Origin of the sequence: Rathayibacter sp. AY1D1, assembly GCF_002932635.1 — a bacterium.
Taxonomy (GTDB): Bacteria; Actinomycetota; Actinomycetes; order Actinomycetales; family Microbacteriaceae; genus Rathayibacter.
Map to the genome: position 1 here is coordinate 57,566 of NZ_PSVY01000014.1, position 19,932 is coordinate 77,497.

Sequence of the window (19,932 nt, forward strand, 5' to 3'; positions counted from 1 at the left end):
CCGCTCGACCCGGCGGGTGATCCGATGGAGTCGCACGATGAGCTCTCGCAGCCCCCTCGCGGAGTTCCTCCGCGCTCGCCGGGCGGCGCTGCGGCCGGAGCAGGTCGGCGTGCCGACCGCGGGCACCCGGCGGCGGGTGTCGGGCCTGCGCCGCGAGGAGGTCGCCGACCGCGCCCGGATCAGCCGCGACTACTACCTCCGCGTCGAGCAGGGGCACGCGGTCGCCCCGTCCGACCAGGTGCTGAACGCCCTCGCCGAGGCGCTCGCCTTCGACGAGTTCGAGCGCGCCTACCTCTTCCGGCTGGCCCGGCTGCGCCCCGGGCCGCGCGATCCCGACTCTCCTCCGCCGGGCCAGGGCGTGGAGTCGCTGCTCGCCCACTGGCCGAGGACCCCGGCGTACGCGTTCGACCGCAACCTCGACGTCCTCGGCGCGAACGACCTGATGAGCCGTCTCGCCCCCGACAAGGGCGTGCCCGGCGCCAACATGCTGCTCTCCACCTCCCGCGGCTACGCGCGCGCCGTGGCGAACGGCGACCCGCCGGACCAGCTGCGGGCGTGGGGCCAGGTCTTCCGCGAGCTGATCGCCGCACTGCGGTTCTACAGCGTCCCCGACGATCCGCGGCTGCACGAGATCGTCGGCGAGTGCTCGGTCGAGAATCCGCTGTTCCGGTCGATCTGGGCCGAGTACCGGGTCCGCCCCTTCACCCACCGGTGGATCCGCGTCCACGTCGAGCCGTTCGGCTGGCTCGACCTCGAGATGCAGACCCTGGAGCTCGCCGGCGCTCCGGGCCGGTACGTCGTGACCTACCTCGCGGCAGCGGGGACTCCGGCGGCCGCGGCCGTCGACGTCCTCGCCTCGCTGCGGCACGCTCCGGAGGCGGGCACCGCGCTGGCCGCCCCGGCCGGCGCCTGACTCGTGGCAGCGAGCCGCGCGAGCGCCTCGCGGCCCGCCGCGTCACCCGCCTCGAACAGGAGCAGGAGGCGCGCGCCGTCCCGGACCACCCGGTAGTCCATCGGAACGGAGCCGACCGCGGTGTCGAGGAACACGACCGACCCTCGTGCGTCGGCCTCCGCCCCGGCCGCCCACGAGTCCGCGAACCGCGGGCTCCTCGCCGAGAGCTCCCCGACGACCGTCAGGAACTCCCGGTCCCCCCGATGCCGCTCGAGCGAGTCGCGGAGCATCGCCGCGACCTGATCGGCGGCGGACCCCCAGCAGGGCAGGTCCTCGACCTCGGACGAGTCCAGGAAGGTGAAGCGGGCGATGCTCACTCCCGGGGCGAAGGCGGGCGAGAGCGCCCGCGCGAGCGGAGTCGCGGCCAGCACCCGCAGGTGCCGGTCCAGCAGCACCGCCGCCCTCCCCGCCCACGGCAGGAGCGCCGCCTCGTGATCCTCCGCCATGTCCCCGTCCCCTCAGCGCGTCCCTCCCTCAGCGCAACGGAGTGATCCCCTGCGTCCCGGGCGGGAAGGTCGCCAGCACCTCCTCCGGGATGTTCAGGTGCTGCGCGACCAGCGACGGCGGCAGGTGGCTCAGCCACTGGGCGAGCGACACCTCCTCGTAGCGGGAGCTCTTGAAGGTCTCGATGTAGACGAGCGTGTCGTCGCCGGTGTTCTCCACGTAGTGGCCGAAGTTGCGGCGCACGACGCCCACGTCTCCGGCGTGGAAGTCGGTCGTGTTGGCGTGCGGGCCGGTGTTGAAGACGGTCATCCGAGCGGATCCGCGGAGGTAGTACTGCCACTCGTCGGCGTTGGGGTGCCAGTGCAGCTCGCGCATCGAGCCGGGCTCGACGGTCGTCAGCGCGGCCGAGACCGTGCGCGAGGCCGGGAAGTTCGTGCTGTCGGCGATCTGGATCCGGCCGCCGCTGTTCTGGTACGCGGGCTCGGAGCGGGAGAGCCGGAAGATCACCGCCTCGTCGCCGTCCTGCACCCCGGCCGCGGCCCGGTCGGCCTGGAGGTCGCCGGGCACGTCGCCCGGGAAGATCCAGAGGTCGTGCAGCGGGATGTCGCGGAAGACCTCCTGCGCGACGCCGAAGTTCTTCGCCAGCACGTCCGGCGGCGTGTGCGCGAACCAGTCGGTGAGCAGGAGCGTGTTGCTCTCGGACTGCTCGCCGTCGTCGAACGCGAGCACGAACTCCGCCCCGTCCGGGCCGAGGCCCTGCAGGGAGTGCGGCAGGCCGGGCGGGAAGTACCAGAGGTCCCCCTCCTGCACGTCGTCGACGCTGGGCCGGCCGGTGCGGCTGAGCGTGGTGATGCGGCAGTTCCCCTTGGTCATCAGCGCCCACTCGGCGCTCTGGTGCCAGTGCAGCTCGCGGATCCCGCCGGCCTCGAGGTACATGTTCACGCCGGCGATCTCGTTCGAGATCGCGAAATCGGCCTGCGTGAGCTCGCGCGCCCAGCCTCCCCGCTGCACCCGCCGCGGCGAGATGTTGAAGGAGGACCAGAAGAACGGCTGCGTGCTGATGTCCGTCGCGGGCGCGGCGATCTGGTTCGGGAACAGTCCCTCCAGGACGCGGTTCTGCGGGCCGGTCATCGTGTTCGCCGAGGGATCGCCCTCGGTGTTCACGATCCCCTCCTGGGGGAGGTCCGGGTCTCCGAAACCGGGGGTCTCGTGGTGCGGAGCGGTGCTGTCGTCGGGTTCCACGGCGTTCTCCCTGCTGATCGTCCTGCGCGCCTGCGCTGCTCCGATCCCACCGCTCCGGCCCGGGCGGCACCACGGTCATCCGACTCGATCCGCGCCCCGACGACCGGCCCGGGTCAGCCGCCCAGGCCCTCGAGCACGTCCCGCGAGGGCACGAAGTAGACCCCGCCGGTCGTCGCGGTCGAGAAGTCGAGGAGGCGGTCGTGCCGGCCCGCGGGCACGCCGACGAACATCCGCGTCAGCATCGTCTCGATCACCGACAGGTCGGCGGCCAGGCCGAGGAAGTACGTGCCGAACTCGCCCCTGCCGGGCCGGCCGAAGGGCATGTTGTCGCGGAGGATGTCGTGCTCGGTCCCGCCGGCGTCGACCACGGTCGCGAGCCCCTTGTGCGAGAGCTGCGCCGGATCGTCCTCGCGCTCGACGTTGTCGGCCTTGCTCCGGCCGATGACCCGCTCCTGCTGCTCGGTGGTGAGCGCGTGCCACGCCGTCAGGTCGTGCAGGTACTTCTGCACGACCAGGTAGCTGCCGCCCGCGAACGCCGCGTCCTCCGCGCCGATCAGCGCGACGCGGGGCAGCGCCTCGCCGGTCGGATTCTCGGTGCCGTCGACGAAGCCCAGCAGGTCGCGGTTGTCGAAGTAGCGGAAGCCGACCACCTCGTCGCGGACGACGACGTCCTCGCCGAGCGCGTCGAGCAGGAGGCGCTCGAACTCGAAGCAGGCGTCGTCCCGCTCCGCCCGGATGTGGAACAGGAGGTCGGTCTGCGTCGAGACGGCCGTGTGCGCCGCGCCGACCACCTCCCGGAACGGGTGCAGCTGCGCGGGGCGCCCCTCCCCGCCGAAGCGGTCCCACGCGTCGCTCCCGATCCCGACCAGGCAGGAGAGGCGCAGGCCCAGGTCGCGGAAGCCGACCGCGCGGAGGATCCCGCCCACGTCGGCGACGACGTCCCGCACGCGGTCCGCGGCGTCCTGCCCGCCGACGATGTCGAGCGAGAGGAAGACGGCGGACCGGCTGAGCGGAGCGACGACCGCCTGCGGCTCGATCGGGACGCGGTCCTCGACGGTCACCGGAGCACCGCCCGCTGGGGCGTCGTCGTCCTGCGCGTCGGCAGGGCCGTCGTCGTGGGCGTCGTCGTGGGCGTCGTCGTGGGCATCGCGACCTCCGATCCGCGCGCCGCGGGAGGGCGCGTCCGCCGCGATCCTGTCAGCGTCCGCGGTGCCGGTCACGAGTCATCCGACCCCACTCGGCGAGCGCGGCCGGCGGCCCCGGCACCGCCCGGGCGACCAGGTCTGGACGATCGTCGGAACATCTCCCCGCGCTCTTCAGGGAGCGCTCCCACGCCCCTATCGTGGAGCCGCTCCCCACCCTCATGCGGGGAGGCACCACCTTGGACACGACCCGGGCCGGGCTCGGGATCGACACGAGCACGGAGGTTCGAAGATGCCGTTTGTGACCACGGACGACGACGTCGAGATCTACTACAAGGACTGGGGCAGCACCGACGCGCAGCCCATCGTCTTCCACCACGGCTGGCCGCTGTCGTCCGACGACTGGGACGCGCAGATGCTGTTCTTCCACGCGCACGGCTACCGCGTCATCGCGACCGACCGCCGCGGGCACGGACGCTCGACCCAGGTCGGCACCGGACACGACATGGACCACTACGCCAGCGACGTGAACGCGGTCGTCGAGCACCTCGACCTGCGGAACGCGATCCACATCGGCCACTCCACCGGAGGCGGCCAGGTCGCGCGCTACGTCGCGAAGTACGGCGAGCCCCAGGGCCGCGTGGCCAAGGCCGTCCTCGTCTCGTCGGTCCCGCCGCTGATGGTGCAGACCGAGGCGAACCCCGAGGGCACGCCGATCTCGGTGTTCGACGGCTTCCGCGACGCTCTCGCGGCGAACCGCGCCGAGTTCTACCAGGCCGTGGCCTCCGGGCCCTTCTACGGCTTCAACCGCGAGGGCGTCGAGCTCTCGCAGCCCGTGGTCGACAACTGGTGGCGCCAGGGCATGACCGGATCCGCGCTCGCGCACTACGAGGGCATCAAGGCCTTCTCGGAGACGGACCAGACCGAGGACCTGAAGGCGATCACCGTCCCCGTCCTCGTCACCCAGGGCGACGACGACCAGGTCGTCCCCTACAAGGACGCCTCGCTCAAGCAGCACGAGCTTCTTCAGAACTCGACGCTCAAGATCTACGAGGGCTACCCGCACGGCATGCTGACCGTCCACGCCGACGTCATCAACCCCGACCTGCTGGCCTTCATCCAGGAGTAGCGCGGCACGCTCGCAGGCGCGTCCCGGCCGTTCCGGGGCGCGCCTGCGCGTCTGCGCTCGAAGAGGGGCCCGGGTGCCCCTGCGAGCGGAGTCCGGCCTCAGGCGTCGGCGCCCGCGTCCCTGCCGAGCACCGCGGCGAGCTCGCCCCGCCCGCCGATCCCGAGCTTGCGGTACGCCGCGTACAGGTGCGCGCCGACCGTGCGCGGCGAGAGGAACAGGTTCTGCGCGATCGCGCGGTTCGACAGCCCCGTGCTCGCGAGAGCGCAGATGCGCAGCTCCTGCGGGGTCAGCGTGGCCGCGGCCGGCGACGGCGCATCCGCGATCCTCCCTCCGGCGGCCCGGAGCGCGTCACGGGCCCGATCGGCCCAGGCGTGGATCGGCAGCTCCTCGAGCATCGCCAGCGACTCGCGGAGGAGGGGCCGCGCCTCCGCCGCCTGACCGGCCCGGCGCAGCCCGTCGCCCACGAGCAGCAGCGCCCGCGCCCGCACGTACGGGAGCGGCGGCGGAGTCCGGCGGAGCAGCCCGGCCGCGGCGTCCGGCGCTCCGTCGGCGAGCGCCACGGCGATCTGCGCGTACCGGAGGGCCGCCTCGATCATCGGCTGGTGCCAGCGCTCGAAGAGCGATTCCAGCCTCGCGGCGTGCAGGCGCACGACTCCGACGTCCCCGATCGCGAGAGCCGCGTCGACGAGATCGGGCGTGGTCAGGATCGCGAAGCCGGGGTTCAGGGAGTCGTCGTCCGTGTCGAGGAGGGGCAGGAGCTCCGGCACGGCGTCGCCCGGTCGAGACTCGAGGACCGCCACCGCCGCTCGCGATCCGCGGAGCGTCGCCCGCATCACGCTCGAGCAGAGGACGGCCGCGCCGATCGCGCTGCCCGCGCTGATCGCCTCGGGATCGGGCGCGACGCCCTCCATCGCGTCGAACCAGGCCAGGCAGGCCCGGGACGCGGTCTCGAAGCCGACGTCCCCCAGGTCGCTCCCGAGGACGAGCGCCTCCTCGGCGAAGGAGCGGGCGCGCGAGATGCGGCCGGCGAGCGACGTGGTCATCGAGGCGGCGAGGAGCGCCTGCGGGAGGATCCGGATGTCGCCGCGCGCGCGCAGCCCTGTGATCGCCGCCTCCAGGAGCTCCCGGGCGACCTCGACCTCGCCCGCCGTGTTCAGCGCGTAGCCGAGCCACCACGCCTCCTCCGGACCGCTCGCCCCGCCGGCCGCCGCGAGCGCCCGGCGGACGACCTCGTCGCCGCGGGCGATCGGCTCGGTGACCGCCGCGAGCAGGACGGCGCGCGGGTCGGAGTCGTCGAGGGCGAGCGCGCGCACCGCCTGGATCATCGGCTCCCCCGGCGACGCCTCGCGGTTGTGGTCCCAGGCTATGGCGGCGAGGTGCAGGAGCGCGGCGGTCGCGGCGTCGACGGCTCCGTGGCTCTGCAGCGCCGTCACTGCGGCGAGCGCGGGCGAGAGGTCTCCCCGCGAGAGGGCCGTGCGCCCGGTCGGCAGCGTCTCGCGCGTCCAGGCGGCGCGGGCGGTGAGCACCGGATCGACGGTCTCGCCCGCCGCGCGGTGCACGAGCAGCGCCGCCTCCGCGGTCCGGCCGGCGAGTCCGGAGTACTCGGCCGCGTCGATCAGGCGCGAGACGCGCAGCGGCCCCGCGGGGGTCAGCTCCGCCGCCCGCTCCATCGCCTGAGCCGCCAGGACGACGTCGCCCGTCGCCAGGCCGGACGCCGCGAGACCGGCGAGCTCCTCGCCGACCGGCCCGTCCGAGCCCGTCGCGAGCTCCGACCGCCACCAGAGCGTCCGGCTCGGGTCGTCGCGGTGCTCCTGGACGAGCGTGCGGAGCACGGCCGCGCGCTCGGAGGGGCGGCTCACGCTCGTCACCGCGGACTGCACGAGAGGGTGCCGGAAGCGGAGTCCGCTCCCCGGCGTCCAGCTGAGCAGCGACGCGGCGACGGCCCTGTCGATCCAGGAGGGGTCGGGGTGGCGGCCGATCGCCAGGTTCGCCAGCCGGCTCGCCTCCTCCGCCGTCGCGACGTCGCCCAGCGCCACGGCCAGCACGGCGAGCCGCGAGGGCTGGTCGAGCTCGGCGAAGCGCTCGGCGAAGGCCGATTCGAGGCGTCCGGTCACCGCGCGGTCCTCCGCCTCGTCGGCCGACGGGTCGCGCCCGGTCAGCTCCACCAGGGCGAGCGGATTCCCGCGGGCGAGGTCGAGCAGAGCGCGCCGGGCGGCGCCGCGAGGAGGATGCGGGAGCGTGTCGAGGAGAGCGGCCGAGTCGGCGGCCGACAGCGGCCCGAGGTGGAGGTGCTCGAGGCCGGAGTCCTCCTCGGGCCGGTCCCTCGTGGTCATCACGACGACGACGCGGTCCTCGCCGATGCGCCGGGCGAGCATCCGCAGCGCCCACGCCGACTCCGGGTCGATCCGGTGCAGGTCCTCGACGACGACCAGCAGGGGCCGATCGGCGGCGGCGTCGCTCAGGAGGGTCAGGGCCGAGAGGCCGGCCAGGAGCGGCGTCGGCTGCACTCCGTCCGCCAGGTGGAAGGCCACGCGGAGCGCGTCCTGCTGCGGCAGGGGCAGGCCGTCGAGGCCCGGGCGGAGCGGGTGCAGGAGGAGCTGCAGCGCCGCGTACTGGTCGCCCGACTCCGCTGCGGAGCCCGCGGTGCGCAGCACCCGCACGTCGAGTGCGCGGGCGTAGGCGACGACCTCCTCGACCAGGGTGGTCTTGCCGACCCCGGCGTCCCCGTCGATGACGAGCGCCGACCCGTGGGCGGCGATGCCGTCGACCATCAGACGGAGCCGCGCGAGCTCCGATCCCCGACCGACGACGAGCGCGTCCCGCTTCACGCGTCGAGTATCGCACCCTCGCGCAGACACTCCTCGACCCGGTGGCGGGCCCGGATGAAATCGATCGCGGCGGCCGCGGCGCTGCCGGGGGCGCCGAAGAAGGAGGTCAGGAAGTGGTCGCCTCCGTGCACCTCCAGGGTCTGCCAGCGGAAGGCGATGAAGCCGAAGGGATCGACGCGCACCGGGGACGAGCCCTCGCGGAGCGGATACGCCTCCTGGCTCGCCCAGACGCGGCGGAAGACCCGCGAGCGGCCCCCGAGCGAGGCGACCAGGACCCGCAGACGCGGGTCCGCCGGATCGGAGTGGAAGCGGAGGGCGGCGGTCATCACGGCGATCGTGCGGTCCCAGTCCTCGTGCCGCTCGGCGTCGGTCTCGAGCGCCGCGGCGTCGACGACGGCCTCGATCATGTTGGTCCCCTGCTCGCAGGCCAGGGGGAGGAACAGGCGGCCGAGCTCGTTCACGGCGACGAGGTCCAGGTAGCGGTCGACCACGTAGGCGGGCGTCGTGGTCCAGGACGAGACCATGCTCGTCAGGCTGCCGACCTGCGCCGGGGTCGGCCCGGCCTGCGCCCAGATCGGTGAGCGGCGCGGCGCGGCGTGCCCGCCGAGCCGGAAGAGGTAGTCCCGCCCGTCCGCGTCGAGACGGAACGCGCGGGCCAGAGCGTCCAGGACCTGCGCCGAGGGGCGGCGGTCCTTGCCCTGCTCGAGCCGCAGGTAGTAGTCCGGGCTGATCCCCGCGAGCACGGCGACCTCCTGGCGGCGCAGCCCGCTGACGCGGCGCCTGCCGTCGGCGCCCAGGCCGACCTCGTCGGGGCGCAGCCGGTCGCGGTGCCCCCGGAGGTAGGCGCCGAGCCGCGCGGTGTCCGTGTCCACGATCCCGCCCTTCTCTCCCTTCGAGGCTAGGGAGGAGGCGGGCCCGACTCCACGCGACGCCGACCTAGATCCGCGGCGGGAGTACCTAGATCGGCGGGGCGGGCTTCCGGGTGGGGGCGGTGCGCGGCGGGGTGCGGAGGAGCGCACCGGCACGCGGCACACCCCTCTGCGATCGGTACGGCTCCGCGGTCAGCTCAGCTCCGCCGCGGCGTCGGCGATGACCCGCGCGACCTCCTCCGGGTGCGAGCGCATCACCAGGTGCGGCGCGTCGAGCTCGACGACCGAGCGCACGCCCGCCCGCCGGTAGCCGAACCGCTCGACGTCCGGGTTGATCGTCCGGTCCGCGGCCGCGACGACGCCCCAGCTCGGCCGGGTCCGCCAGGCGGCGACCGGGGCGGCCTCACCGAAGGCCAGAGCGGCGAGCGGGCGCTGGCCGACCGCGAGCACGGCCGCCTCGGCCGGGTCGATCCCGGCCGCGAACACCTCCGGGAACGCCGACACCGCGACCGACACGTCCGTGCCCGGCTCCGCCCCGTCGATCGGGAACGGGGTGTAGACGAGGTTCGCCGGCAGGTCGGAGTCGGGGAAGGCTCCCTGCAGCTGCCCGAGGCTCTCCCCCTCCTCGAGCGCGTAGGCCGCGAGGTAGACGAGGCCGACTACGTTCTCGGCGGCGCCCGCCACCGTGATCACGGCGCCGCCGTAGGAGTGGCCCGCCAGCAGGACCGGCCCGTCGAGCTGCTCCACGAAGGAGCGGAGGTACTCCGCGTCGCCCAGCAGGCTGCGGTTCGGCACGGCCGGGACGCGCACGGCGTGGCCGGCGTCGAGCAGGATCCGCGTGACCGGGGCGAAGCTCGCGGCGTCGGCGAACGCTCCGTGGACGAGGACGATGGTGGGTGCGGGCATGGGGTGTCCTTCCGGTCGGGCTGCGGTCCGGCAGCCGGCTGCGCAGCCGATCCGGACCCGGGCCGAACCTAGGACGGCGGACGGCGCGCGTCGTGACCCCGCGACTCCCCTGCCGACCGGGCGGCCGCCTGTCGCCCGCCCGAGGACACGCTCCAGCGCTCGTCCCGCCCGCTCACGGCGGGCCCGGCCCGCTGCAGCGTCCGCGTCCTGGTCCCGGCGGGGTCACCCTTCGACGGCCGGACCGCCCGGGATCGCGGCGCGGTCGGCCGACGGCCTCTCCGGCCGGATCGCCGGCGACAGCGGCGGATCGGCACGCGGACTCCTGCGGCCCGAGACCCGGGCCGCGGCGCGTCAGCTCGCGAACTCCTCCGGCCAGCCCAGCGCGGCCAGCGACCGGCGCACGCGCTCGATGTCCTCCTCCGAGGGCAGCTCCGAGGTCACTCCGGCGATCGCTGTGCCGACGTCCGCGCGGGAGGCGGGCGCGTCGGCGGCGAGACCGGCGGCCACCTCGGCCACCTCCTCGTCGCTCAGACGGCGGCGGAGGAGCGCCAGCAGCGGCACGAAGTCCTGCTCGGGCAGCCCGGCCGGGTAGCCGGCGCGCAGCCAGCGGACGATGCGCGTGACGAGGCCCTCGCGGGTGTCCGGCTCGGCCAGCGACTCCGGGCCCGCCAGCGGCCAGCCCGCCTTCGCGAGCCGTGAGGAGACGCGGGCGACGTCCTCGGGCATCGCCGGTCCGAGCAGCAGCTGCTCGATCCGCTCGCGGACCACGGCCCGTGAGACGACCGTCTCGGCCCGCTCCGACTCCGACAGGAGCCGCGCGACGACCTGCTCGACCTCGTCCGTCGTGAGGCTGCGGCGCAGCAGGCCCAGCAGCGGCAGGTAGTCCTGCTCCGGCACGCCCGACGGGTAGCCCGCGCGCAGCCAGCCGACCACGCGGGCGACGATCCCCTCCCGCGCCGCGATCGGATCGGTCGAGGCCATGCTCAGCCCTTGGGCACGAAGGTCGGGATCACGTGCTCGAAGCTCACCGACTGGCCGAGGCCCGTCGCGATGATGACGCTCAGGCCGATCACGACGGAGCCGACGACGAGGGCGAAGCAGAGCACGCCGATCCCGCGCAGCACCGGGGCGGGCAGACCGCTCCGGACCGCGCGGGCGTCGGACCCGCCCGAGGCGGGAGCACCGGCGGCGACGGCGAAGGAGCGGACGCCGACGGCGAAGAGCACGGGCAGGCCTGCTCCGAGGAGCACGGCGACGAGGGCCACCTGGCCGGCGGCGGAGAGGAAGAGGGAGAGCACGGTGCGGATCCTTTCGCTCAGACGCCGGCGGTCTCGGGCGCGGGGCGTGCCGCCGCGTCCTGCCACTCGTCGTTGACGTTGTGCGCGCCGATGCTGTCGCGGCGCGAGCGGATGTAGATGAGGGAGGCGACGGCGACGAGGATCGCGGCCATCAGGAGGCCGCCGGCCGCGCCTCCGACGAGGTGGCCGATCCACCACATCACGGCGCCGACGAGGGCGGCGGCCGGGAGCGTGATGACCCAGGCGATCACCATGCGCAGCGCCACGCGCCAGCGCACCTGCGCTCCGGGGCGGCCGACTCCGGAGCCGAGGATCGAGCCGGTCGCGACGTGGGTGGTCGAGAGGGCGAAGCCGAGGTGGCTGGAGGCGAGAATGACCGCGGCGGAGGCGCTCTCGGCGGCCATGCCCTGCGGGGTGTCGATCTCGACGAGGCCCTTGCCGACGGTGCGGATGATCCGCCAGCCGCCGATGTAGGTGCCGAGCGAGATGGCCAGCGCGCAGCTGAGCTTGACCCAGAAGGGGACCGACTCGGTGTCGCTCCAGCCGCCGGCCGCGATCAGCGCGAGCGTGATCACTCCCATGGTCTTCTGCGCGTCGTTGGTGCCGTGCGCGAGCGAGACGAGGGAGGCGCTGCCGATCTGGCCGAAGCGGAAGCCGCGGTGGAGGCTCTTCTCGGCGAGGTTGCCGATCACCCGGAAGACGAGCCAGGTGCCGATCGCCGCGACCGCTCCGGCGAGCACGGGCGACATCAGCGCCGGGAGGATCACCTTGCCGACGACGCCGTCGAGCTTCGTGCCGTCGCCGGCCCAGTTCACGCCGTTGAGGCCGAGGCCCGCGAGAGCGGAGCCGATCAGGCCGCCGAAGAGGGCGTGCGACGAGCTCGAGGGCAGGCCGAGCAGCCAGGTCAGCAGGTTCCAGACGATGCCGCCGATGAGGCCGGCCAGCACGATCAGCAGCAGAGCCGAACCGCCGTCCTCGAGCAGCGCCGGATCGGGTGCGCCCGAGGAGTCCTGGATCTTCACGACCGCGTTGGTGACGGTCAGCGCCACCTCGATGCTGAGGAACGCACCGACGAGGTTCAGCGACGCCGAGAGGGCGACGGCGGTGCGGGGCTTCAGGGCACCGGTCGCGATGGACGTGGCCATCGCGTTCGCCGTGTCATGGAAGCCGTTGGTGAAGTCGAAGGCGAGGGCCGTGACGACGACGAGCGCGAGCAGGATGAAGGGATCCACGCAGACATGATGCTCCCGCGGCGGGAGGCGTTCCGGCGTGGTCGCGAGGCTTCACCTGCTGTTCACCTCGCGGGGCACGCCCGCCCGAGTACCCTGTGCGGATTCTCAGGCGGGCGGCGCATCGGTGGGTGCGATTCACCTGAGTCCGCACCGGCATGCGGCGCTCAGACGGGTGCGCTCAGGAGGCCGAGCGCGGCATCGGCGGGGTGAGGTCCGGGGTGTGCGCGGGGTCGGAGTCGGGGGCCGGCTCCTGCTGGGCGGCGGACTCGGCCGCGGCACCGGTGTCCTCGGCGGACTCCTGATCCTCGGCGGGCTCCTGCGAGCCGGGCAGCGGCGGGGTGAGGTCGAGGGCGCCGACCGCCGGCTCGGCGGCGTGCTTCGGCGTGGTCGGGCGGTTCTCGGCCGCGGCCGCCTTCTTCGCCGCCTTCTCCTGGGTCCGCTTGAGCTTCTCGGTCTGCTCGGCCAGCTTGCGGGCCTTCTTGCGCAGCTTCTTGCTGGAGTCGCGGACCGCCTCGTGCGCCGCGCGCACCGACTTCTCGGCCTTCTTCAGCGCCTTCTTCGCGCGCTTCTGCGCCGCCTTGTCGCGTGCGTCCTTGTCGTTGCCGGTCCCGGCCATGTCCGCTCCTCCGCTCGTCGACCGCTCCGGCCGACTCCCCCACGCTACCGAGCGGCACCCGCCCCGCGAACCCGCTGGCGAGCGCGCCCGGGCCGCGCTAGGCACGCGGGCGGCGGCCGTTCTGCGCCCGTGCCGTCCCGCCTCCCCTTCCCCCTGGTCGCCGCCTCTCCTCCTTTCTCCTCGGCTCTCGCTTCAGCCCTGCGGTGCCCTTCGCGGCTGGGAGTCGCGGGCGAGTGACCCCGCGACGGGCGCGGGTTCGGCAGGCTGGGGGCATGGTCTTCCAGCACGATCCCGGCGGCTACCAGGGCCGCGCCGGCCTCCGGCGTCCCGTGCGCGGGCCCAGGCGCGACAAGTGGATGTGGTGGCGCCTGGGCTCCGGAGTCGCGGCGACGGTCGCCGGTGTGATCGCCCTGCTCGTCTTCACCGCCGACCGCTGAGCACGCCCACCGGCGACCCGGCGCACCCCCGCCACTCCGGATCGAGAGCCGATCGATGCGCTCAACCGCTTGACTCCGGAGGTTTCTCTCAGGTCGGATCCGGCGGAACGCGGGTAGTTTGGAGGGTCGCATCGGCTCAGCCGTGCGATCAGCCCCACTGCCCCACCCGGCGCTCGCCTCCCCCCTCGAGCGTCGGCAGACCTGGAACCTCCTCTGCATGCACCGTTCGTCACGCGCCTCGACTCCCACCCCCGCAGGAGCCGAGACCGGCAGTCCGTCCGCCCTCCCGACCCGTCGCTCGCTCCGTGAGCAGGAGTCCCGCAGCCGTCGCCCCTCCCGCGGCCCGTCGCGCCCCCGCGTCTCCGCAGTCGCCGCGATGACCCTCGTGGCCGGCATCGCGATCACGTCGACGATGCCCGCGTTCGCCGTGGGCGGCACCGCCGACTCCGAGCTGACCCGCGACACGGCCACCGCCGTCGCCGCGGCCCGCCCGCAGAGCTTCGTGGCGGCCGGAGTCGTGCAGCAGAGCGTCACCCGCGACGCCTTCGCCGCCGAGGCCAAGCCCGAGGTCCTCGTGCCCACCGCGTCCCTCGACGCGATCACCGCCACCTCCGGCGAGTCGACCGCGGCCGCCGCCGGAGCGTCCGGAGCGTGGGTCGTCCCGATCTCCGGTCACATCAGCAGCAGCTACGGCCCCCGCCCCGACGCGCCGGTCGCCGGCGTGAACCTGTTCCACAAGGGCACCGATCTCGCCGGCGCCTGCGGCACGCCCGTCCTCGCGGCCTCCAGCGGCACCGTCGAGGAGGCGTCGTACCAGGGCAGCTACGGCAACTGGATCCTGCTCGACAACGGCGGCGGCATCGAGACCGGCTACGCCCACAACAGCGAGCTGATGGTGTCGGTCGGCGAGACCGTCACCGTCGGCCAGGTCATCGCGCTGCGCGGCTCGACCGGCGCCTCCACCGGCTGCCACCTGCACTTCGAGACGCGGGTCGACGGCGAGGCGGTCGACGCCGTGCCGTTCATGGCCGAGCTCGGCGTCCCGATCGGCTGACGTCCTCGACGACTCGAGAACGCAGACGTCGCGGTGGCCGCTCTCGACCACCGCGACTTCTGTGTTCTCGTGAGCGCGCAGGCCGGCGTCAGGGCCCGGGGACCGTCCGCGCCCCGGTCGAGACGGCGGCCGACCAGTGCGCGTCGTCCGGCACCGTCGTCACCCTGATCTCGGCGTCCTGCTCGACGGCGATCTGCATGGTGCCCGTGTTGCCGCCTCCCGTGCCGGTGCGGGTCGTGCTCGGGCTGTAGACGCACGACGATCCGCTCGTCATCAGGCCGACGACCTCGATCGTCACCTCGGCGTCCTCGGTGTCGCAGGCGACCGAGACGGTGATGTGCAGCGGGTCGCCGCTGAGGTACACGCTCTGCGGATCGACGGGGCCGACCTGGTCGGTCCACCGCACGGCGGCGGTCGCTCCCTCGGGCAGCGTCACGGGCCCGAGCGGAGCGTCGGTGGGCGTCGCGGTCGGAGCGGCGGTCGCCGGAGCAGCGGTGCCGGGAACGGCGGGTGTCGCCTCCTCCGCCTGGTCGGCGCCGCTCGTGCAGCCGCTCAGAGCGAGCGCCGCGAGCAGTGCCGAGGCGCCCAGCGCGGTCGCGCGCCGTCCCGCCCGGAGCCCCGTCGCCCGGCGCGGAGCGGTCGTTCTCGTGGTGTCCATGGTGGTTCCCCCTGTCCACTGGCGTCCCTCCGGTCTACCCGAGCCCGCGCGGCCGCGGACCGCACTCTGCGGCGGTTGCCAGGGTCGGGAGCCGTGCTGCGGATCGATGGGGAGCTCCTCCGTACCGGCGCGGCGGCCCGTCGATCCGCTCGGGTGCCGCGGATGATCGGCACCGGGCGGATCCGACGCCCGCCGCTCCCGGCGCACCCCGCCGAGCCGCCCCTCTGCACCCGGAAGGCACCGCCATGATCGCCTCGAACACCTACCCCTTCGCCGGACGCACCGTCCTGGTCACCGGAGCCGGCTCCGGCATCGGCCGCTCCATCGCACGCGCCTTCCTCGAGCAGGGCGCGAGCGTCGCGGTCGCCGGGCGCACCCCCGCCACGCTCGAGGAGACCGTCGCCGGCTTCCCGGCCGAGCGCGTCCTGGTCGTCCCCACCGACGTCTCGGTCCGAGCCGAGGTCGACGCGCTCGTCGAGGGCACCGTCGCGAGGTTCGGCGGGATCGACGTCCTCGTGAACAACGCGGCCGGCCACCTCGGCGGCCCGATCGATGAGGTGGAGGACGACGCCTGGCGCTCGCTCTTCGCCACGAACGTCGACGCCCTCTTCTACGCGGTGAAGGCAGCGCTCCCCCACCTCAAGGCGAGCCGCGGCAACATCGTCGTCGTCTCCTCCGTGTCGGGCATCCGCGGCGACTGGGGCCAGGCCGCCTATAACGCGACCAAGGGCGCGATCACGACCTTCGTGCAGTCGCTGGCCCTCGACTTCGGCGCGCACGGTGTGCGGGTCAACGCCGTCGCGCCCGCCTTCACGCAGACGCCGCTGACCGAGTCGATGGCCTCGACCCCCGAGGAGCTCGCGCCCTTCATCGACCGCATCGCCCTCGGGCGCCCCGGGCAGCCGGACGACATCGCCCCGCCGGTGCTGTTCCTCGCCAGCGCGGACGCGGCGTACATCACCGGCGCGATCCTGGCCGTTGACGGCGGGACGAGCGCCTCGACGGGGCAGCCGCACCTGTAGGCGGGCGAGCGGCGGATCGGCCGCGGCCAGGCGACTCGCCTGCTCGGCCGGGGCGGCTCGGCGATTCGCCTGCTCGGCCGGTGCGGCTCGGTCGCCCGAAAGCGGCGGCCAGGCGGATCGGGGTCGGGGGCGGCTCTGCCCAGAACCCGAGTGCTCGCGTCGGATCCTGCGGCCCCGCTCGTGAGGGTCCACCGGGCTCGACCGCGGGCGCCCGCAGCCCGGATCACTCCATCCCTGACCGCGCACTCAGACTCAACCGACACCTGTGGCGTATCGTGGAGTCAATTGCATGCAGACGCATGGATACGGACTCGCCGACCGCACGGCCTCCGAGCCCATCCCTCTTCGAGCAGGAGTCGTCATGACCACCACCAGCACCCGATTCACCGACCGCGTCGTCCTCATCACCGGAGGCGGATCCGGCCTGGGCCGCGCCGCAGCCGTCCGCCTCGCCCAGGAGGGCGCGAAGCTCGCCCTCGTCGACATCTCCGAGCAGGGCCTCGCCGCCACGGTCGACGTCCTGCCCGAGGGCACCGAGTCGATCACCGTCCTCGCCGACGTGTCGAAGGAGGCGGACGTCGACGCCTACGTCGCGCGCACCCTCGAGGCCTTCGGCCGCATCGACGGCTTCTTCAACAACGCCGGCATCGAGGGCCGCCAGAACCTCACCGAGGACTTCACGGCCGACGAGTTCGACAAGGTCGTCGCGATCAACCTCCGGGGCGTGTTCCTCGGCCTCGAGAAGGTGCTGAAGGTGATGCGCGAGCAGGGCTCGGGCATGGTCGTCAACACCGCGAGCGTCGGCGGCATCACCGCGATCGGCAACCAGTCCGGCTACGCGGCCGCGAAGCACGGCGTCGTCGGCCTCACCCGCAACTCCGCGATCGAGTACGGCGAGTTCGGCATCCGCATCAACGCGATCGCGCCCGGGGCCATCTGGACCCCGATGGTCGAGAACTCGATGAAGCAGCTCGACCCGCAGAACCCGCGCAAGGCGGCCGAGGAGTTCATCCAGGTCAACCCGACCAAGCGCTACGGCGAGGCCGACGAGATCGCCTCGGTCGTCGCCTTCCTCCTCTCGGACGACGCCTCCTACGTGAACGCGACCGTCCTCCCGATCGACGGCGGTCAGTCCATCAAGTACTGAGGTCCCGCGGAGGGAGCGGAGGGAGCGCCTGCTGCGGCGGGCGAGCCCTCCGCTCTCCCGCTGACGCCGCGTCCTTCGCGAAACGGACTCGACCGCTCCTCCACAGGTGCTCCCTCCGACGGACATCCCCACCGGGCCTCCCCCACGCAGCACCCGGCACCGCAGCGGGAGCAGAATGGGGGTCGGTCCCGCCAGCGGCCGGACCTCGACCGCTACGGAGACATGCATGAACCCCACCGGGAGCTTCCGCGCCGCCCGCGACACCCTCCTGCAGCACCGCCGCGATGCGGTCGCCGCGAACGAGGCCTTCCAGTGGCCGGACGTCGGGCCCCGCTTCAACTGGGCGGTGGACTGGTTCGACGCGATCGCCATCGGCAACGAGCGCCCCGCCCTCTGGATCGTGGAGGAGGACGGCTCCGAGGAGAAGTACTCCTTCGACCGGATGCGCTGGCGCTCCGACGAGGTCGCCGCCTGGCTCCACTCGGTCGGCGTCGAGCAGGGCGATCACGTGATGCTCATGCTCGGCAACCGCCTCGAGCTCTGGGAGTCGATGCTCGCGATCATGAAGCTCGGCGCGGTCATCCTCCCCACGACGACCCTGCTCTCACCCGCCGACCTGGCCGACCGCCTCGAGCGCGGCGAGGTCGCGCACGTCATCGCGGACGCCTCCGAGACCGCCAAGTTCGACGAGATGGAGGGCGGCTTCGGCCGCATCGCGGTCGGCGGCGCCGTCGAGGGCTGGCTCGACTACGCCGACTCGCTCGAGCCCTTCGGCATCAGCCCGACCGTGGTCGTCCAGAGCTCCGATCCGTGCCTGATCTACTTCACCTCCGGCACCACCTCGAAGCCCAAGATGGTCGTGCACACGCACGAGTCGTACCCCGTCGGGCACCTCAGCACGATGTACTGGCTCGGCGTGCAGCCGGGCGACGTGCACATGGCGATCAGCTCGCCGGGCTGGGGCAAGCACGCGTGGAGCTGCTTCTTCGCGCCGTGGAACGCCGAGGCGACGGTGTTCGTCTACAACTACAGCCGCTTCTCCCCCACCGCTCTGCACCAGCAGCTCGACCGGGCCGAGGTCACCACGTTCTGCGCGCCGCCGACCGTGTGGCGGATGCTGATCCAGTCGGCGCTGGGAGCGAAGCCGCGCGCGCTGACCGAGATCCTCTCGGCGGGCGAGCCGCTCAACCCCGAGGTCATCGCGACCGTCGAGCGGGAGTGGGGACTCACCATCCGCGACGGCTACGGCCAGACCGAGACCACCGCGATCATCGCGAACCCGCCCGGCGCCCCCGTGGTCCCCGGAGCGATGGGCCGCGCGCTGCCCGGCGTCGCCATCGCCCTCGTCGATCCGCTGACCGGCGAGCCCGCCTCCACCGGTGAGATCTGCCTCGACCTGTCCGTCGAACCCGTCAACCTGATGTCCGGCTACCTCGGCGACGAGGACCGCACCGAGCGCGCCCGCGCGGACGGCTACTTCCACACCGGCGACGTGGCGGTCCGCGCGGTCGACGGCACGATCACCTTCGTCGGCCGCACCGACGACATCTTCAAGTCCTCCGACTTCAAGATCTCGCCGTTCGAGGTCGAGAGCGTGCTGCTGCAGCACCCCGCCGTCGCCGAGTCCGCAGTGGTCCCGGCTCCGGACGAGGTGCGCCACAGCGTGGTGAAGGCCTACATCACCCTCGCCGACGGCTGGGAGCCGACCGCCGAGACGGCGAGCGCGATCTTCGCCCACACCCGCGAGCTGCTCTCCTCCTTCGAGCGGGTGCGGCGCCTCGAGTTCCACCCCCTGCCCAAGACGATCTCGGGCAAGATCCGCCGCGTCGAGCTGCGCGAGCGCGAGGAGGAGGCGTTCCGCCGCGGCGAGGAGATCCCCACGGAGTGGCGCGCCGACCGCCTCTAGGCGCGGGGGCCCTCGTCCGCCGATACACCGCCGGGACACCGCCGCGGCACCGCTGAGACGGCGGCGTCCCGGCGGGGCGGTGGTGTCTCGAGGGGATGCGGTGGGCCGGGACGTCGGCCGCCGGTGACCAGCGGGAGCGGGTGCCGTCAGCGCGGAACCAGCGCGGCGTCGGCGGCGTCCGGATCACAGGCCGGCGATCAGCTCGGCGTCAGCGCGGGCGTACAGCGATCAGCTCGCCGTGGTCGCGGACGCCGGGGGCGCTGCGGCGGAGCGAGTGGGTCACCTCGAGGCAGGCCTGCTCGGCGAGGGCGCGCATCTCGGCGAGCGGATGGAACCACGCCGGTGCGACGGCGTGCGCGAACGCCTCCGTGCGCGGCCCTTCGAAGAAGCCGATCAGCAGGCTTCCGCCCGGTCGGAGGTGCGCGGCGAGCGCCGCGACCGCGCCGGGCAGCTCCGCCGGCGGCAGGTGGATGAGCGAGTACCACGCGAGAACGCCCCCGAGGCCGTCGACGTCGAGCTCGAGCGCCGAGCCGAGCCGGAACGGGACGTCCGGGAACCGAGCTCGAGCCAGCGCGACGAACTCCGGGACCGGGTCGACGCCGATAGCGGCGGCTCCGCGGCGCTGGAGGAACTCCGTCCAGTGCCCGGGCCCGCAGCCACGTCGGCGACTGTGCCCTCCAGCCCGTCAGCCCACGACCCGATCAGCTCGCGATCGGCCGCGGGCCCCGCGTCGACCGATCCGAGCAGCGCCGCGTACTCCTCCGCCCGCGCGCCGTACGCGTCCCGCACCTCGTCCATCCGGTGAGCGTAGGCCGTCTCGAAAAAGCGCGCAGCGGGCACGCGGAGGCGCGTGGCACGTTCCGCGGTGCCGTTGGCACAGCTCGGCGGCACGGTCCACTGGCGCGTTCTGACGTTCTGGCGCGCCTGCCTCGTGAGCGTTCGCGCCCGGCCTCCCGAGGCGCTCCGCGAGGACGGATCATCGAGGTGCCGCGCCCCGTCCCCGCCCCGAAGGAGACCCGATGACCCCTGCCGACGAGCAGGGGGAAGACG

Annotated in this window: 18 protein-coding genes and 1 pseudogene; 7 read left to right on the plus strand and 12 right to left on the minus strand. The window is 73.7% G+C overall.

The annotated features are described in order from the left end of the window. Positions 1 to 37: 37 nt before the first annotated feature. On the plus strand, positions 38 to 913 hold the full coding sequence (locus tag C5C56_RS10610; RefSeq protein WP_104319567.1) for a helix-turn-helix transcriptional regulator: 876 nt from the start codon (positions 38 to 40) through the stop codon (positions 911 to 913). Here the strand turns inward: C5C56_RS10610 and C5C56_RS17505 are convergent. The 3 genes from C5C56_RS17505 to C5C56_RS10620 all read right to left on the minus strand — a co-directional run bounded on the left by C5C56_RS17505 (position 805) and on the right by C5C56_RS10620 (position 3,858). Continuing rightward, entirely contained in the window at positions 805 to 1,398 is a 594-nt protein-coding gene (locus C5C56_RS17505) for a hypothetical protein (protein WP_146078874.1), read from the minus strand. The two genes, C5C56_RS10610 and C5C56_RS17505, sit on opposite strands and share 109 nt — an antisense overlap. A 28-nt stretch (positions 1,399 to 1,426) precedes the next feature. After that, positions 1,427 to 2,638 (minus strand): cupin domain-containing protein, encoded by a 1,212-nt coding sequence (locus C5C56_RS10615; RefSeq protein ID WP_244230563.1) that lies wholly within the window; start codon positions 2,636 to 2,638, stop codon positions 1,427 to 1,429. 113 nt (positions 2,639 to 2,751) lie between these two features. Continuing rightward, positions 2,752 to 3,858 carry a Dyp-type peroxidase gene (locus tag C5C56_RS10620; protein WP_308471504.1) on the minus strand — a complete coding sequence of 369 codons (1,107 nt, stop codon included), beginning with the start codon at positions 3,856 to 3,858 and terminating at the stop codon, positions 2,752 to 2,754. 214 nt (positions 3,859 to 4,072) lie between these two features. Between C5C56_RS10620 and C5C56_RS10625 the strand changes: the two genes are divergently transcribed. Beyond that, positions 4,073 to 4,909 (plus strand): alpha/beta fold hydrolase, encoded by an 837-nt coding sequence (locus C5C56_RS10625; RefSeq protein ID WP_104227375.1) that lies wholly within the window; start codon positions 4,073 to 4,075, stop codon positions 4,907 to 4,909. Positions 4,910 to 5,007: 98 nt separating this feature from the next. On the opposite strand, the gene C5C56_RS10630 is transcribed toward C5C56_RS10625, so the two are convergent. From C5C56_RS10630 to C5C56_RS10660, 7 genes are all read right to left on the minus strand, one after another. Next, the gene (locus tag C5C56_RS10630; protein WP_104319568.1) at positions 5,008 to 7,737 is read right to left on the minus strand and encodes an AAA family ATPase; all 2,730 of its coding nucleotides are present in this window, start codon (positions 7,735 to 7,737) and stop codon (positions 5,008 to 5,010) included. Next, positions 7,734 to 8,609 (minus strand): helix-turn-helix domain-containing protein, encoded by an 876-nt coding sequence (locus C5C56_RS10635; RefSeq protein ID WP_181074627.1) that lies wholly within the window; start codon positions 8,607 to 8,609, stop codon positions 7,734 to 7,736. Before C5C56_RS10635 ends, C5C56_RS10630 begins: the two co-directional genes overlap by 4 nt. A 189-nt stretch (positions 8,610 to 8,798) precedes the next feature. After that, positions 8,799 to 9,512, minus strand: coding sequence for an alpha/beta fold hydrolase (locus C5C56_RS10640; protein ID WP_104248158.1), 714 nt, complete (start codon positions 9,510 to 9,512; stop codon positions 8,799 to 8,801). Positions 9,513 to 9,863: 351 nt separating this feature from the next. Continuing rightward, the gene (locus tag C5C56_RS10645) at positions 9,864 to 10,493 is read right to left on the minus strand and encodes a DUF3349 domain-containing protein (protein ID WP_104261233.1); all 630 of its coding nucleotides are present in this window, start codon (positions 10,491 to 10,493) and stop codon (positions 9,864 to 9,866) included. A gap of 2 nt (positions 10,494 to 10,495) precedes the next feature. Next, on the minus strand, positions 10,496 to 10,810 hold the full coding sequence (locus C5C56_RS10650; protein WP_104263561.1) for a hypothetical protein: 315 nt from the start codon (positions 10,808 to 10,810) through the stop codon (positions 10,496 to 10,498). 17 nt (positions 10,811 to 10,827) lie between these two features. Continuing rightward, positions 10,828 to 12,042, minus strand: a complete 1,215-nt coding sequence (locus C5C56_RS10655) for an inorganic phosphate transporter (RefSeq protein WP_104224012.1) — start codon at positions 12,040 to 12,042, stop codon at positions 10,828 to 10,830. A 178-nt stretch (positions 12,043 to 12,220) separates the two neighbouring features. After that, positions 12,221 to 12,658, minus strand: coding sequence for a hypothetical protein (locus tag C5C56_RS10660; protein WP_104288719.1), 438 nt, complete (start codon positions 12,656 to 12,658; stop codon positions 12,221 to 12,223). Between the two features lie 272 nt (positions 12,659 to 12,930). Between C5C56_RS10660 and C5C56_RS17860 the strand changes: the two genes are divergently transcribed. After that, complete coding sequence (locus C5C56_RS17860; RefSeq protein WP_159940529.1) at positions 12,931 to 13,095, plus strand: hypothetical protein; 165 nt, start codon at positions 12,931 to 12,933, stop codon at positions 13,093 to 13,095. A gap of 376 nt (positions 13,096 to 13,471) precedes the next feature. Then, a complete protein-coding gene (locus C5C56_RS10665; protein ID WP_181074628.1) occupies positions 13,472 to 14,149 on the plus strand; it encodes a M23 family metallopeptidase in 678 nt (225 codons plus the stop codon). An 88-nt stretch (positions 14,150 to 14,237) separates the two neighbouring features. On the opposite strand, the gene C5C56_RS10670 is transcribed toward C5C56_RS10665, so the two are convergent. Continuing rightward, a complete protein-coding gene (locus C5C56_RS10670) occupies positions 14,238 to 14,807 on the minus strand; it encodes a hypothetical protein (protein ID WP_104319570.1) in 570 nt (189 codons plus the stop codon). A 245-nt stretch (positions 14,808 to 15,052) separates the two neighbouring features. Between C5C56_RS10670 and C5C56_RS10675 the strand changes: the two genes are divergently transcribed. The 3 genes from C5C56_RS10675 (at position 15,053) to C5C56_RS10685 (ending at position 18,882) form a co-directional block, all read left to right on the plus strand. Then, entirely contained in the window at positions 15,053 to 15,829 is a 777-nt protein-coding gene (locus tag C5C56_RS10675; RefSeq protein WP_258063720.1) for an SDR family NAD(P)-dependent oxidoreductase, read from the plus strand. A gap of 361 nt (positions 15,830 to 16,190) precedes the next feature. Continuing rightward, a complete protein-coding gene (locus C5C56_RS10680) occupies positions 16,191 to 16,976 on the plus strand; it encodes a glucose 1-dehydrogenase (protein WP_167299040.1) in 786 nt (261 codons plus the stop codon). A gap of 226 nt (positions 16,977 to 17,202) precedes the next feature. Continuing rightward, entirely contained in the window at positions 17,203 to 18,882 is a 1,680-nt protein-coding gene (locus C5C56_RS10685) for an AMP-binding protein (RefSeq protein WP_104319571.1), read from the plus strand. Between the two features lie 445 nt (positions 18,883 to 19,327). Here C5C56_RS10685 and C5C56_RS18315 read toward each other — a convergent pair. Continuing rightward, positions 19,328 to 19,486: pseudogene (locus tag C5C56_RS18315) on the minus strand (SAM-dependent methyltransferase); the annotation flags it as partial. Positions 19,487 to 19,932 lie beyond the last annotated feature (446 nt).